General features: G+C 42.2%; 19 protein-coding genes. 16 read left to right on the top strand and 3 right to left on the bottom strand.

Annotated features, from left to right (window positions below; genetic code table 11):
- Positions 1-165: 165 nt before the first annotated feature.
- The 11 genes from AV939_RS02655 (at position 166) to AV939_RS02605 (ending at position 6,234) form a co-directional block, all read left to right on the top strand.
- Positions 166-498, top strand: coding sequence for a hypothetical protein (locus AV939_RS02655; RefSeq protein WP_231701268.1), 333 nt, complete (start codon positions 166-168; stop codon positions 496-498).
- Between the two features lie 142 nt (positions 499-640).
- On the top strand, positions 641-838 hold the full coding sequence (locus AV939_RS02650; protein ID WP_061996969.1) for a hypothetical protein: 198 nt from the start codon (positions 641-643) through the stop codon (positions 836-838).
- A 108-nt stretch (positions 839-946) separates the two neighbouring features.
- On the top strand, positions 947-1,348 hold the full coding sequence (locus tag AV939_RS02645) for a hypothetical protein (RefSeq protein ID WP_156454613.1): 402 nt from the start codon (positions 947-949) through the stop codon (positions 1,346-1,348).
- Between the two features lie 690 nt (positions 1,349-2,038).
- Positions 2,039-2,311: a hypothetical protein gene (locus AV939_RS02640; RefSeq protein WP_057794187.1), complete on the top strand. Its 273-nt coding sequence runs from the start codon at positions 2,039-2,041 to the stop codon at positions 2,309-2,311.
- A 146-nt stretch (positions 2,312-2,457) separates the two neighbouring features.
- Positions 2,458-3,402 (top strand): RDD family protein, encoded by a 945-nt coding sequence (locus AV939_RS02635; RefSeq protein WP_057794189.1) that lies wholly within the window; start codon positions 2,458-2,460, stop codon positions 3,400-3,402.
- 193 nt (positions 3,403-3,595) lie between these two features.
- Positions 3,596-3,850, top strand: a complete 255-nt coding sequence (locus AV939_RS02630; protein ID WP_057794191.1) for a type II toxin-antitoxin system Phd/YefM family antitoxin — start codon at positions 3,596-3,598, stop codon at positions 3,848-3,850.
- Entirely contained in the window at positions 3,843-4,106 is a 264-nt protein-coding gene (locus AV939_RS02625; protein ID WP_061996965.1) for a Txe/YoeB family addiction module toxin, read from the top strand. Before AV939_RS02630 ends, AV939_RS02625 begins: the two co-directional genes overlap by 8 nt.
- 137 nt (positions 4,107-4,243) lie before the next feature.
- Positions 4,244-4,714: a hypothetical protein gene (locus AV939_RS02620; protein WP_061996963.1), complete on the top strand. Its 471-nt coding sequence runs from the start codon at positions 4,244-4,246 to the stop codon at positions 4,712-4,714.
- A gap of 136 nt (positions 4,715-4,850) precedes the next feature.
- Entirely contained in the window at positions 4,851-5,324 is a 474-nt protein-coding gene (locus AV939_RS02615; protein WP_061996961.1) for a hypothetical protein, read from the top strand.
- Positions 5,325-5,420: 96 nt separating this feature from the next.
- On the top strand, positions 5,421-5,699 hold the full coding sequence (locus AV939_RS02610) for a YrhK family protein (RefSeq protein ID WP_061996959.1): 279 nt from the start codon (positions 5,421-5,423) through the stop codon (positions 5,697-5,699).
- A gap of 16 nt (positions 5,700-5,715) precedes the next feature.
- Positions 5,716-6,234 (top strand): GNAT family N-acetyltransferase, encoded by a 519-nt coding sequence (locus AV939_RS02605; protein WP_061996957.1) that lies wholly within the window; start codon positions 5,716-5,718, stop codon positions 6,232-6,234.
- 299 nt (positions 6,235-6,533) lie between these two features.
- Here AV939_RS02605 and AV939_RS02600 read toward each other — a convergent pair whose 3' ends face one another.
- Positions 6,534-7,445 (bottom strand): 2OG-Fe(II) oxygenase family protein, encoded by a 912-nt coding sequence (locus AV939_RS02600; protein WP_061996955.1) that lies wholly within the window; start codon positions 7,443-7,445, stop codon positions 6,534-6,536.
- Positions 7,446-7,723: 278 nt separating this feature from the next.
- Between AV939_RS02600 and AV939_RS02595 the strand changes: the two genes are divergently transcribed.
- The 4 genes from AV939_RS02595 to AV939_RS02580 all read left to right on the top strand — a co-directional run bounded on the left by AV939_RS02595 (position 7,724) and on the right by AV939_RS02580 (position 9,731).
- Positions 7,724-8,389 carry an NADPH-dependent FMN reductase gene (locus AV939_RS02595; protein ID WP_061996953.1) on the top strand — a complete coding sequence of 222 codons (666 nt, stop codon included), beginning with the start codon at positions 7,724-7,726 and terminating at the stop codon, positions 8,387-8,389.
- A 231-nt stretch (positions 8,390-8,620) separates the two neighbouring features.
- Complete coding sequence (locus AV939_RS02590; RefSeq protein ID WP_057794205.1) at positions 8,621-8,875, top strand: RNA recognition motif domain-containing protein; 255 nt, start codon at positions 8,621-8,623, stop codon at positions 8,873-8,875.
- Between the two features lie 120 nt (positions 8,876-8,995).
- The gene (locus AV939_RS02585; RefSeq protein ID WP_057796393.1) at positions 8,996-9,481 is read left to right on the top strand and encodes a GNAT family N-acetyltransferase; all 486 of its coding nucleotides are present in this window, start codon (positions 8,996-8,998) and stop codon (positions 9,479-9,481) included.
- A 7-nt stretch (positions 9,482-9,488) separates the two neighbouring features.
- The gene (locus AV939_RS02580) at positions 9,489-9,731 is read left to right on the top strand and encodes a hypothetical protein (RefSeq protein ID WP_061996951.1); all 243 of its coding nucleotides are present in this window, start codon (positions 9,489-9,491) and stop codon (positions 9,729-9,731) included.
- Positions 9,732-9,774: 43 nt separating this feature from the next.
- Here AV939_RS02580 and AV939_RS02575 read toward each other — a convergent pair whose 3' ends face one another.
- Positions 9,775-11,037 carry an NRAMP family divalent metal transporter gene (locus AV939_RS02575; protein WP_082746020.1) on the bottom strand — a complete coding sequence of 421 codons (1,263 nt, stop codon included), beginning with the start codon at positions 11,035-11,037 and terminating at the stop codon, positions 9,775-9,777.
- 115 nt (positions 11,038-11,152) lie between these two features.
- Positions 11,153-12,424 carry an alginate export family protein gene (locus AV939_RS02570; protein ID WP_156454612.1) on the bottom strand — a complete coding sequence of 424 codons (1,272 nt, stop codon included), beginning with the start codon at positions 12,422-12,424 and terminating at the stop codon, positions 11,153-11,155.
- Between the two features lie 259 nt (positions 12,425-12,683).
- Here AV939_RS02570 and AV939_RS02565 point away from each other — a divergent pair, with 259 nt between their 5' ends.
- Positions 12,684-14,327 (top strand): methyl-accepting chemotaxis protein, encoded by a 1,644-nt coding sequence (locus AV939_RS02565; RefSeq protein ID WP_061996948.1) that lies wholly within the window; start codon positions 12,684-12,686, stop codon positions 14,325-14,327.
- Positions 14,328-14,423: the final 96 nt, after the last annotated feature.

Here is a 14,423-nt window from a genome sequence, read left to right as displayed (position 1 = left end):
CCCTTCGGTCGCTGGGACGCATACACGCGGGGCGGCTTCGCCAATTATGCCCCACGTATCTGCGCCCCTTAGCTTAAAGTTATATGCCAAAGGAATACGGACATTATCTGGTTTAAAAAACTCAAAAGCCCTCACGTACCTTTAGGCATTCCAATAGAAGATGGATTGGCTATATTAAAAAAGATTGGCAGTCCCGTTTTTTTTGAGTCCGAAGAGGAAAGGCAATATAAAATTTCAAATGCAGCTTACAATGTAGCTATTTATGAAACTAATGGCATTGTTTCAAGTGCTTGGTACGACGATCCCATTGGAAGGTCTTGGAACCTTGGGAGACAGAAAAAAGTAAATCTATACCTTTCTCGCTACGACAATATCAGTAACTGGGAAGCTAGGCTCAATAATGGATATATTCAGTTCTATTTTAACGATACGCTTGGATTGAGCATGTCTTATGGATTACACAAAGATGTCATCAGGTTTAATAAACAAGGCATATAACAACCCAATAAACTCACTCACTACGTTCGCTGGGACGCATACACGTGGGGCGGCTGCGCCATTATGCCCCACATGTCTGCGCCCGTTATTGGAAAGTTATACGTTTAAATAGAAGACAAAAGATAAGGAGTTCTTTTTTAACATGAGTATTTGGCAAATTATCATTTTTATTGTGCTTTTCAGCCTAACGCTTTTACCAGTATTAGTTGCCCTAACATCAAAGAAAGCTAAGGGGGTACACAAATTAGTTTGGTGCATCGTTTCACTATTCTTTTCATGGTTAGGCTTTTTAGTTTATTACTTCTTTGCTGTCAGAGGTATGAATGAGCGCAACGCATAACAAGCCAATCAACGCACTCACTGCGTTCGTTGGGACGCATACACGTGGGGCGGCTTCGCCAATATGCCCCACATGTATGCGCCCGTTATTGAAAAGTTATACCTTCTTATGAATTATTTGAATTTATTGGTTTTAATTCTTGGTTTAAGCGCATGCTCCTATGGTGAAGTAGAAGCCCCGTCCTTAAATTTTGACTACGCAAAAGAGCCAATTAAATTCGTCGAATATGTTGATGGAAACTGGGATAAAGTTTGTTTTCTCGGCCCTTACTCCAATAATGAAGCTGCAAGTGAATTGCTCGGCTTTGAATGGCCATTAGAATCATTAACGTCAGTGTGGATTAATGACGGAGTAACCTTATTGGTATTCGTTGAAAATGGATCAGTGCTATCGTACTACGAGGTTTCAAGAGCACCATATGATTTCAACGTTTTTTCAAATTCTTGTGTTAGCCGTGCTTTAAGCTCATTTATAAAAAGCGGTTCCAAGGTTTTAAAAACACAGGTATAACAAACAAATTAAGTCGCCTGCTGGCGCAGGCTGGGACGCAAACACATGGGCGGCTTCGCCATTATCGCCCACGTGTCTGCGCCCCTTATTTGGAAGTTAGAAGGCGGCAGCCTAAACTACGTTTGTCTAAATAAAAAAGTGGCGCAACTACCCTCATCAGTTTTACCAGCATCGCTCTGGCTTTAGGTGGTTTTAACTTCGCCGCATTAACTTCAAAGGTTGTGCAATAGGCGCTTTATCGCCAAGATATTATTTCAATTCTGCAAGCGCCATTGCGTCTGTCAGCTCAAATGGCAGCTTGCTTCAGTCAAATCAAAACCATCACAGCACTGTTGTTTTACTTGTTTGTGTTAATAATCAATCGTATGCTGACTTTATTAGTTTTTAATTAAGCCGAAGGAACAGGCTCTGCTTCTAACAAACGACTATGGTGTCAATTCCCACGTTAAACCGTTTTTTCTTCCCACGTGACGCCATCTCTAACCATTGAGTTTAATCGAACTTTGGTTGCAGCCAAAGTCTGGGCCTCACTTTACCCATCTTTGAAAAGGAAATGTGGTGAATTTAGGGAATAATTATCCATACAAAGCGCTTAACACGTTCGCTGGGACGCATACCTGCGGGGCGGCTTCGCCATTATGCCCCACATGCCAGCGCCCTTATTTATAAGTTATATTGCAGGAGGCATCTTTGGGATTAGCACAAAAGATTAGGCTTGAAGACAAAGTCTCTTGTGATCGAGCATCATTGTTTCTAGATAACCTTTGCACAGGTCTTAAATTTAAAAAACACGATAAAAATTGGATTATTCTCTCAATGCACGGAGAGCATATGTCCTTTGAAATTGTCGTTACAAACGAAGGTTTTTATACTCACCGTTCAGGAGACTATTTCTTGTTTCTCGGCTTTTTTATTGAGCAGCTAACTGGTGAGTTTGGTTGTATCTCAATCGAGGATGTATAGGCAATGCAATATAACAAAAAATCAAGTTCGCCCGCTGCGGGGGCTGGGACGCATACACGCGGGGCGGCTTCGCCATTATGCCCCACATGTCCGCGCCCGTTATTGGAAAGTTAGATTACTTTAAATATTGTAGTAAGGATTAAATTTTGGAAGAGGCACAAGGAAAATGGATTTGCGGGTTCTGGAGAAGAATCGGGGCGCTGTTTATTGACACTATTGTTTTAGGTGTTTTGGGATATGTTGTAGGTTTATTCCTTGAAGATATCTTTGTTCAGCTTGGTGGATGGGGAAGATTAATTGGTTTTGCCGTATCAATTACATATTTCGGAGTTATGAATAGCTCCTTATCAAATGGCCAAACTATTGGTAAGAGAATACTAAATATCAAGGTAGTAGATTCATCCAATTCAACTATTAGTCTACCTAAGTCATTTTTAAGGTATAGCTTTCTTGCAGTTCCATTTTCACTGAATGGAGCACAAATTACTAACGAAGCATTGCTTTCATATTTAATGTATCCGTTGTCATTTATTATATTTGGCGGCTTATTTTCAATTTTTTACTTATATACTTTTAATCGTGCAACTCGGCAGTCATTACATGACCTTGCTGTAGATACTTATGTTGTAAATACTGAGATTAGCCCTGAAGAGTTACCTTCCGTGTGGAAACCGCACTTAGTCGTGGTTGCAGGTTTATTCATTACAGCAGCCCTTGTACCAGTATTTACTTCCGACTTAGCTAAATCAGAACCTTTCAAAGGCTTACTAGCTACCCAGGAAGCAATAAATAGTAACGAATCAGTAAAATATGCAGGTGTCACAGAAGGTTCAACTACTTTTACTTCGTCTGATTCCGGCACGACAACGACTACTTATGTGAATACACAGGCTTTTCTCTATAAAAATAATGTTGACGATTCGGATATTGCTAAGCAATTAGCACAGGTGATAGTTAAAACTTATCCAGAGTCATTAAACAAAAACTTGATTCAAGTAACACTCACCTATGGTTATGATATTGGTATTGCATCAAAGTGGAATAGCCACAACCACCAGTTTAACCCTCAAGAGTTAAATAGCTCGGAGTAGTCGTAATCTAACAAGTCAATAAATTAAGATTCACCAAGGCTGTCATGCCATTTGCTGAGCAAATCGCCCGCCAGCACATGGTTCACTTATTATTGAGGTGTTAGCTGCCACGGCGCAGTAATGCACAACTTCCTGTACATGTTCCCGTTTTCAGTCTAAACTTGTCCCATATAATGTACAAGAGGGGTGCAAAATGAGAATTGTCTCTTTTACCGAAGCACGAAATGGTCTAAAAGCCGTTTTGGACAATGTAATCAACGATGCAGATACAACAGTAATCACTCGTCGTGACTCTGAGGATGCTGTTGTAATGTCATTAGATTACTACAACAGCCTTATGGAAACCGTTCATCTACTTCGTTCTCCAGCGAACGCTGAACACTTAAATCGTTCAATAGCACAGTTTAAAGCGGCAAAAACGATCCAGCGAGAACTTATTGATGAGTAACAGGTTGTTATCATGGACTGATGAAGCTTGGAATAGTTACGTTTATTGGCAGACTCAAAACAAGAAAACCTTAAAACGTATCAATAAGTTAATTTCGGATGTTAAGCGTTCTCCATTTGATGGAATTGGAAAACCGGAACCTCTTAAAGAAAATCTTTCAGGTTTCTGGTCCCGCAGAATAGATGACACCAACCGTTTGGTATATGCCGTGGACGATACCTCAATTACGATTATCTCGTGTCGTTACCATTACTAGTAAGTGGCAGCTAACAATCAAATTAAGTCGCTCGCTGGCTCGCTGGGATACAAACATGACGGCTGTGGCACTTCGTTCCGATTATAGCCGCCATGTTTGTACCCCTTATTTGGGTGTTATATGCCCAAGGAAGAAAAATGAAATTCATGGCTGTTTTAGGTTATGTTTGCCTTATATCTGGTTGCGCAAGTGGAAACCTGAACCTATATGGTCAGGAAGGTGAGAAAGTAGGAGAATGCACAGCAGGCTTTGATTGGCACCCTATTGGTGTCAAACATTCCGTAGATTGGGTACTTAACTATTGCTACCAATTAGCTATTTCGGAAGGCGATAATGTAAAAAGTGTTTCCGACAAATCTGTAATAGAAAAAGACTATTCATACCCTTTGCATAAATCAGGAATGCCTTGGAATAAAAAGCTTGCATGGTCTGCGTTTTGGTCAGATGAAGTAAACGAAGTGCAGTATGGCTATATTGTTGCAGACCTGGAAAATGAATATCATTTAAAAATCATGCGCGTAGAAGAGCAGCTTTCGGTAGGTGCAATAACACAGGAACAGTACAAAGCGCTTTTGGCACGGGCGAGATACGCTTTTCATGGAAAGTAGGGCATATAACAAACGCTTTAACGCTCGCTGCGCTAACTAGGGACAAAAACACGCAGGCTCCCTGCAGCTTCGCTTGGTATTGTAGCCTACGTATTTTTGCCCGTTATGCGGGCCGTTATGTGCCAAAAGGAATTACATGCGCAAGAATACTCAACTAGTAATCGCTGGCAGTTTAAGCATTTTAGCTGCGTTACTTCACATTAGTTGTATTTTTGGCGGCCCAGACTGGTATCTCTTTTTTGGCGCCGGCCAAAGAATGGCTCAACTCGCCGCCCAAGGCGACCCATATCCAACAATAGTTACATTGATAGTTGCTTCGATTCTCACTGGCTGGGGCTTGTATGCTTTGTCTGGCGCTGGTGTCATTTTTAAATTACCACTACTTAAAACTTGTTTGGTTTTAATTACTACCATCTATTTGTTGCGCGGTGTCGTAGGCTTAATTGGACCATTTTTTACCTCAGCCCCTGTAGTACATCAAAATTCAGTAACGTTTTGGGTAATAAGCTCAATTATGTGCTGTGTTTATGGTACGTTTTATTTATTGGGCACAGTACAAAACTGTGCAAATTGTCAAAGAAGGAATATGGGTATATTGCGGCTAGCATAGACTTGGGCTTAGCGGTTGTTAACGAATGTACCTGAAATTAAGTTTTATTCAATGCTGCCTATGCTGTTTACGAATAGGTTGAGTTTAGGAGGTTTTGTGAGTCAAGGTGTGGAATTCGACGTAGATATCGGTAATGACCATATTGTAATACAGCGTCGCTATGAGGCTTTAGGTGCATTCAATGATTTGCTAATCGCTATCTGGTTTCTGATTGGTAGCTTTTTCTTTTTAAATGACTCGCTTGTTGAAAGTGGTACGTGGTTATTTATAGTAGGTAGCGCGCAATTAATTATTAAACCATTCATTAAATTAACCAGCCTGATTCATGTGAGTAGAGTGTTTAAACGGTCTACATCAAATACAGCAAGCGCTTAGCTACAATAGGATTTGAATGGTTATTCTTCGAGATTTTGATAACAGCGATATTGATAGGCTTGTGCACATCTTAAATGATGAGGTAGTCACCGAGTTCCTCTCTACTAAAATCCCTTACCCTTATACAAGTGCAGATGCTGCCTGGTGGGTTAATGAAGGCAGTCAATCTGGCATCATCAAAGCCATTTCATACGATGATGTATTAGTGGGGTGCATTGGGGTTAATCGAGGGCAGTTTGAATATGAGCGCTCGGGGGAGATTGGCTATTGGCTTGATAAGCAGTATTGGCGTAAAGGCATAACCGCAGAGGCTATTCGACAAATGACAGATTTTGTCTTTGCCCATACCAATATTGTAAGAATTTTCGGCGCTGTGTTTGCGGGTAACCATGCATCTATGCAACTGCTTTTGAAATCAGGCTTTAACGAAGAAGCTATACTGAAAAAAGCCATTTATAAAAATGGGCGCTTTTACGACAAGCATGTTTTTGCGAAGTTACTGATAAGTGAACCATCCCCTATCGAACAAGCCTAGCACGGGTGTGTCTTTGCCGTTATACCGGTAACAGTTTGGCAACAACAATATGGGCTAATCTGGCGTAGTGATGGTATAAATAGAGGTTATGTCATTGCGAAAACTGTTGTACTCGCAACTACCTGAAAAGATTAAGGGGCTAGAATGGATTTTTTACTCAATATTTTACTGTCAGTTGGGTTTGTTATTTTTATCATTTTTATTGTTGGTCTTATGGCCGCTAAAAAAATGAATTCGAAGGAATAATAACGGAGGATCACTCCCCCGTTATTGCTGCTACTTATTGTTAGATACCACACTTAAAATGGTGCAAAGTTATCTAGTGCTTGAGAGGGTACTGTCCATCTTTCACGGGCATCAACATTAACGCCTTTCAAACCTTGTGGAGGCATTTGACCACGATTGCCATACAACCAGAGTACGAAATTAGTTCGCTCGCCACTGGTGATAGGCTGTGCTGCATGCGGCACGTTCCCACGGTGGAGCATAGCGCTACCAGGCTTGAACGTTAATGGGTTTACTTTACCCGCCTTCACATCATAAAAGTCTACTGTTGAGCCCGTAAATGTTTCTCCCGGTACATTTAAGTTAATATTCAGCGTTACCGCTGATGCATCGGTATGCGGTCTGATCGACGTGTCTGTATTTGGCTGATAGTGAATAGAAAAGCCAAAGGTTTGTGTGTCGTACCCCATAATTTCAGGAAACAGTAAACGAGCAATTGGGCGCATGTATGTGTCTAGCATCATGCGATAAAACGCTTGAAAACTTGGCGCAGCCAAATACCCTTCCGAGCGCTCATCTAACATGGCACCACGACGGTTCAACACTATACCGTAGGGTGGTCTTAACGCTATTTCTGCATCCCATACCTTTTCTAAATAGGCGCGTAACTCAACCAAACGTTCAGGATCAAAGAATTGGAATTGATACACATCGGGCGATACCTCTTCCAAAAGTGCTTTTACGTCTGTTTCTTTTTCAGGGTTTTCCCACGCTTGCATTACTGCGTTACGTAACTTGGCATCTAGCAAGGAATCATCAAGGATGAATAAGTTGTCTTTTTCACTTGCTTCCCACTCTTTCCACGCATTGCTCAGCAGTTGGTTGTTTGTATTCCAAAACTGTTGAACGGATGGTGCACGATGAAGCATGGCTTCGCGCGTTGGCAAATCTAAAGCACGTGCATGCTGTAATTGAGTAAATGTCATAATAAATTATCTCCAATGGCAAATGGGGGACTAGCGTTCTTCTTCAAAACGATTTCAAAACCGACATCAAACCGGTTTCCCAAACCTATGCCTATAATCTATTACACCTGATTTAGTTAATAAATGCGGCTATTATGGAAACAGAATTAAGATTTGGAAGATAATTGCAAAGGATTATTCACTGCGATGATTTGCGATCTGCGCTTCAGTACCTCACTATTATTCCCACCACGGGCGTTGTCGGCTCAACCGGATAGTTTTGTGAAAAGAGCGTACAAATGAAGTTTCTTATTTTCTTAGGCACGGTACGGGATAGCACACCACCTAGACCTGCTCGCCTTGGTGAACGTGTGGCAAAGGCGGTTATGGCCTGCTTTCAGCTTCGTTACGACGAGCATGACATAGAATTAATAGACCCGTTAGATTACCCTCTAGATGCCGTATTTAAGCCCCATTTTGCTTATGCAAAGGGTAAAGCGCCTGAGCAGCTAAATACATTGGCAGAAAAAATTGCCAATTGTGATGGCTATGTCATGGTTAGCCCCGAGTACAATCATTCCATGAGCCCTGCCCTTTCGAACCTGCTCAATCACTTTGGTAGTTCGTTATTTGCTTATAAGCCAAGCGCTATTGTTACCTATTCGGCTGGGCAATGGGGCGGTATGCGGGCAGCGGTAGGCATGCGCACTTACCTTTCTGAGTTAGGTTGCTTACCAGTATCGGCTATGATTCATATTCCAAAGGCGCAGGAAGTATTCGAAGCAAACGCAGAGATGTGTTCAGGGGAAGACCAATCATCGTGGTTTGATTATTTTTCTCGTACTTTACATCAATTGATGTGGTGGGCAGAAGCGGCCAAGCGCCATAGTGAAGATATTAATCCTCATGAGATGATTAAAAACTTCAAAACCGCACCGTCAGAGCGCAACGCGCCCAAAAGGTAAAGAGCGCAACGCGCCCAAAGGTAAAGAGCACAACGCGCCCGAAGGTAAAGAGCACAGTGCGCCTTAAATTGAAAAGGGAATTGGAGCCAATTACCTAACCGTTGATTCGATGTGCTTTTAATTTGATTTACTACCGCGAATACCGCGAAGTAACACGAAACCTATCTACATCGCTTTAGCTTTGCTGTATAACAAGCCTCTTCTTACCTTGTCGAGCGCGCAGGAAACAAAATGAAAATATTAATACGTAATTTAGACAGACAAACTACACAAGAAGAGCTTGCTAGTTTATTTAAAACCTTCGGCTCTGTGCAGTCTTGCACGATTGTTGTTGATGAAAAAAGCGGTGCCTCTAAAGGATTCGGTTTTGTAGAAATGCCAAAACCAGGCGAAGCTAAAGCGGCCATTAAGTCGTTGAACAACCATGCGTTAGGCGATGCGAATATTCGCGTTAAAAAAGCAGAAGATAAACCTGAAACAAAGTAGATTTGACACGAAGTAAATTAAACTAAAGTAAACCCTAGCAGTGCAAAATCCGCCAGCATGACTTCTCTTAACAACTGGGGTCTAAAGCAAGCTGGGGCATATAAAGAAGTGAAGGTGTGTATGAATATAGAAATTTTAAAAGCAGATTATTTTGACGAAGCACATAAGCAAGCCATTCCGTATTTGCTAAACGAATATGCGAAAGATCCTATGGGTGGTGCTGAGGCACTTTCTAAACACACCTACGACAACTTAGTCGATGCGCTATCTACACTACCCCATGCCTTTAGTATTCTTGCTTTTGTTGATGGTAAGCCCGCTGGGCTAATAAATTGCTTTGAAGCGTTTTCTACCTTTGCCTGCAAACCGCTTATCAATACTCATGATATTGCTGTTCTTCCCGAATTCAGAGGTTTAGGCCTTAGTCAAAAAATGCTGGATAAAGTAGAGGAAATAGCGCTCGAGAAAGGCTGCTGCAAAATTACCCTAGAAGTATTAAGCAACAACACAGTAGCAAAATCGGCCTATGAAAAGTTTGGTTTTACTAGCTATGAACTGGCGGAAGGCGAAGGCCACGCATTGTTTTGGCAAAAGAAGCTAGGATAGCTTGTTAGTGGAAAACACACTTTTAATTGTTACAACCTTAGTAGTTGGCCTTTTATGCGCCGCAGCACTTATCTTGGGCGCCATAGACTTATTTGCTAGGGCGTCTGAAAAAGGTGTGATAGGGCTTGTTCTTTATGTACTTTGTTGGTTATTTCTTAGCCCTATTATTGCGCTAGTTTCATTGCTGGCAGGCTTTTACGTGCTATATCAGATAATAGTGCTTATCTATACAAAACGCGCGCCATCGTAACTTGCCGCGCCAAGCTCAGCCCTAGCCAAACCTAAGTTTTAGGCTATCCCCATTTCCACCATACAAATAACAGTAAAAAGCCAAACAAATACACTAAACCCACGTAGCTAAGTAGGGTTACCCACCAGCTTGCTTTTGCATCTTCATGCAGCACTGCGCTTTTTACCAAACGATGATTTAGCCACGCAAACATGGGCGTGGTAACAAAGGCAAGTGTCATAGCAAAGCCTAGCATGGCCAGTAGCGCAGATTTGAAAAACAGTACAATACTAAAACTAATGGCTGCCATTGCCAGTAGCACAGGTACAAATACTGCGTCTCGCGCCATTTCCTTTGGCGATACCAATGAAATGGCTTCGGCAATAACGCGGGCATATCCATCGTAAACCGTTAATGCCGACCCGAAAATACAAAGAAAGGCAACGATGGCAATAAGCCAGTGCGCCCAGTCGCCAATCGTGTTGGCATAAAGGCTGACTAATTGCTGTGAAAAGCCGATGCCCCCTGTTGCGAGTGTCTCGCCACTTCCATGCAGCACTAATGCGCCTAAGCCTAGGAAAAGCAAAGCTAAAATAGTGGTGACCGCATAGCCTAAATTAAAGTCGAACAATGCATTTTTAGGGGTGACAGCTTGTGTTTTACATTGGCGTTTTAACCATAACGACGTAATGCTAGATATTTCTATTGGTGCGGGCATCCACCCCATGGTGACCACCAAAAACCCTACGGTAGCTAACGTCCACGGTGAGGGAGACTCAAAATTGGCTGGCCTAGGCTCTATATTTATTACCGCCGCACAAAAAGCGGCAATGGTTGCTAAAACCAGTACACCCATAATGGCTTTTGCTACACCTTCAAGGGCTTCAAAGTGTCCTGCCAGTAAGATAAATAAAATGGCACCGAGAATAGCCACAGAGGCGATAGCAATAGATATGTTGAAAGGTAGAAAATAAGAAAGCAAGCTTGCTGCAAAGAGCAGTAGCGCTGCTGCGTTCACCACAGATGCTAAAGCATTTAAACACAGCGCTACGATAAGATAACCCTTACCCATTTGATGGTAGCCGTATTGCAAGGTTTGCTTAGTGCTGATGGTATAGCTGACACCTGCGCGGAAAAAAGGGTACTTAAGCACGTTAACCGCAAGAATAAGTATTACTAACTGCCAACCAAATTTGGCGCCAGCTTGCGTCGAAGCAACAAGGTGGCTTCCGCCAACGGCAGCAGTGGCCATTAATACGCCTGGGCCAAGCAACTGCACCATGCGCATGAAGCGTTGATATTGTGTGAGTGAAATACTGTGACTCAATCCTTTTCCTTTAATCACAAACTGCTAGAAGCGGTTAAGGAGTATACCTATTCCCGTCACAAAATTGCGAGCTTCCAACAGCATTAGATTAAAATGAGTAAGAATTAAATCGTATCTAGAACTTATACAGCGCGCCTGTGAATACAAACTGGCTATCATCGGGGTAATCGCCCCGCTCAAACCCGTCACCTTTCAGCAAATAAGCTGCACCAATTGCAAGTCGCAATGATGGCATTATTTGCCAGCGCCATCTTGCTTCTAACTGTTGTCCAATAAAATTATCAACAGACTCTGGTGCCTTTTGATACCACATGGCCTTGTAGCTCACCATAATATTATGTTCTTTAGAAGGCTTGGTCACACTCCTTGCCCCAACTGTGTATAAGTTTCTTCGTGGCATGGCTTGGTAAACATCGGTTGGGCCAAAATCGAAACGTCTAACTCCATACAAGCTATCAAAGTCAGAAATAGTATTATCTGAACTATCATTGTCGCCGCTAATCGCGTCTATTTCACCGCGTAAGAACGTGTAGTCGGTAATTTTCTTGCCTATATTTGCATGAAGCAACCAGCTTTCTACGTCTAATTCTGTCGTGTCACTTGCACTTGCCGTTTGATGTGATGTACCGGTTTGCCCAATAACTTCAATGTTAGCTTTCCATGTATCAGCAAAGGGCTTGGTATAATCAACCGAAAGTGTGTACAAATCTCGATTTTTTGTGGAAAGCTTTGCAGAATCTTCTTCTTTCAACCAGTAACTCTGTAGCTTCACGTTGTTATCTGGTGATGTAATATATAAACCGAAGAACTCACGCTCACTGTAGCTTTTGTCAAAAGCGCGTTCGGCATCAGCAACTGCGCCGCTGTCGCTAGGTAGTCTGCTGACCGGTAGCAAGTAAAAACCTCGAATGTTCCAATCGCTAACTTGATAATCGACTAGTACGCCATCGAAAGCATTTTTTGTATTGCGGTAGACGCCTTGGCCTATAAGTCTGCGACTACCGTGATCAAAAGTAATTCGTCCCGCGGTGATACCTTTTAAGTATTCGCTATCTTGGGGCGTGTAGCGCGCGAAGAACTGTAAAGGCTCTAAGGTATTCACTTGTGATGATTTTAACGTAGGGTCGTTATCATCTAACCATACGCGGGAGTCGGCCAACTCAAGGGTGACATTGAATACATCCCAGTTAGCTTCAGTTTTAAGTAGCACACGAGATGACACACGCCGATTCACTTGGTCTCTATCTTCGCTTGAGGAAGGGAAAATGGGATTATTTAAATGCTCATAACGAAGACGCCAAGAACCGCTTACATCGAAACTAACCTCGCTAGCAAACGATGGTGAAGTTAACGCCAGAAACACGCCAAATATGACAAAAAACTTCATAATAGCTTCCTCCACAAAAGTACTATTTCGATGTTTAAATAACCTAGTTTCATTCTAATACCTCAATCGTTTACAGCTTCGACTGCTCTTAAGGCGTGAAGTATAGACGGTTAAATTAAAATCACATTACCTCTTTTGTCTATTAATATTGATTGAAAATCTAGTGGAAAGTCTAAATGCAAAGCTAAAATTCTTGGACTACCCTTTATCGAAATAATTTGTGAATTAGTACGTTATTACTAGCTAGGAAGTATAAGCCATGCTGAACTTTGATAATTTATCTGTTAGGCAAAAATTTGCTGTTCCATTGAGTTTTGTTGCCATTTTAGTATTGGTTGTAAGCACAATAAGTATCAATAACAGTCGATATTTGGCACACAACACGGAGACATTATCTACGGTCTATACCCAATCAATCAGTATCGCCCTGAATGCTGACCGAGATTTATATCAAGCCCACTCGGCGCTGTTAGAACTTATGCTCAATCGCTCTATGAATTCAACATCTATCAGTGATCACCTTGCAGACTACGAAGAAAATGCTGAGCAAGCAAAAGCGAGAATGATTGAGGTTAAAAGTCTGATAAAAGATTACCCTGAAATGCTCAGCGTCACGCAAGACTTCACCCAAGATTATGAAAGCTGGATAGCCTTAAACCAAATCGTTATTGAACAAGTTGAGAATGGAAATATCTCGGCGGCGGCCCAGCGATATCGCACTGAGGGCATGGCGTTATTCGAAACGCTGCGTGGGAATTATGACCGTATCGGTGAGGCAGTTAAAACACAATCTGACGAAGTAACCCTACAAAGCCTAGATTCAAATGCGTTACAAACTTGGTTACTCATCATTGCTATCGTGCTTGCAGTGCTCGCTTGTATAGGAAGTATTATTGTTGGCCCACGACTTGTCACCCGTCGCATTCATATTTTGAAAAACATGCTGGTTTCTATTAGTGAAGGCGAAGGCGATTTAACCCAACGCTTAAATACTGATGGAAACGATGAAATTACCGCTGTGGCGGTAGCTTTTAATAATTTCATGAATAACCTACAACGGCTTATCACCATGGTGAAAGCAGATGCACAATCGTTAGCTGATGCACAATATTCATTAATTAGCGCAGCCGATGCGACAAACACTATCTCGGGGCAGCAAAGCGAAAACCTAGATCAAATTGCGACTGCGGTTACCGAGCTGAGCCATGCACTTCGTGAAGTCGCAAATAGTACGCAAGGCTCACTTACAGAAACGCAATTGGCAAATGACGAAGCCCTTGCTTCCCAAGAGGCGGTAACCCAATCGACTGAAAGCATTACACTGATGTCAGGAACAATAAGCCAAGCCAGACATGTTATTGAAGAATTGGCGAAGGAAACAACAAAAATATCTTCTTTGTTAGGGGTAATTCGCGATATTGCAGATCAAACTAATTTGCTGGCACTAAACGCTGCGATTGAGGCTGCTCGTGCCGGAGAGCAAGGCAGAGGATTTGCTGTTGTAGCTGATGAGGTCCGCTCTTTAGCAAACAGAACCCAACAAGCAACGGGCGATATCAATACTATGCTGGTTAACCTTAACAAAGGCGTAGATGAAGCAGTAAACTCTATAAACAGTGGTGCATCACAGGTTACCGATGTGGTGGATTTATCCTCAGCACTCTCTGAGCGATTGCTTAAAGTGGTAGAGGCCGTCAGTGGCGCCAATGACGGCATCTATCAAATAGCCTCGGCTACTGAACAGCAGAGTCAGGTAGTTGATAGCGTAAACGAAAATATTTCTTCACTGAATACCCTCACCCAAAAAGCAGTACAGACTGTTTTTAGGTCTAGCGAAGCCAGCGAGAATGTTAATAAGGTATCGAATAGCTTGGGGCAAAATGTAGGACGTTTTACTGTATAAACGCAGCTTAGGGGTGTTTATTTACCCATTTGCGCATAATAGAAAAGGAGAGCATGCTCTCCTTTTTTAACGCCTTTGTGTCTAACCCCTATCGGT

It is taken from the genome of Alteromonas sp. Mac1 (assembly GCF_001562125.1).
Classification (GTDB): Bacteria; Pseudomonadota; Gammaproteobacteria; order Enterobacterales; family Alteromonadaceae; genus Alteromonas; species Alteromonas stellipolaris.
This window is presented reverse-complemented; position numbering and strand designations above follow the sequence as displayed.